1 pseudogene is annotated in these 272 nt (G+C 59.2%); it reads right to left on the bottom strand.

Annotated features, from left to right (window positions below):
* Positions 1-228: pseudogene (locus PQR08_RS38810) on the bottom strand (ISL3 family transposase); the annotation flags it as partial.
* Between the last annotated feature and the right edge of the window lie 44 nt (positions 229-272).

The raw sequence follows: 272 nt of genomic DNA, 5'->3' as shown, positions 1-272 counted from the left end.
CCGCACTTCCAGATAGCACTCGTGCTGAAAGAAGTTCAGGTGGCGCAACCGCTTGATTTGCGTGTCATGCACCGGGTGTTCGCCGGCAACCCCAGGGTAGGCGAAGCGGCTGCCGGCGACAAAGTCCACGGCAATCGTGAGCTGCCGTTTGGTCGTGTCGAAGTCGACGCCTTGCACGTACCACGGGGCCTTGATTCCCAAGGCGGCTTCAAAGAGTTGATTCGTCATGTTCGCTTCGTCTCGCATGGCTGGTTGCCGCATTCTGCAGCAAC

This window comes from Caballeronia jiangsuensis (assembly GCF_046030135.1).
GTDB lineage: Bacteria > Pseudomonadota > Gammaproteobacteria > Burkholderiales > Burkholderiaceae > Caballeronia > Caballeronia jiangsuensis.
Note: the sequence above shows the minus strand (reverse complement) of the source record. Positions and strands in the feature narration are given on the sequence as shown.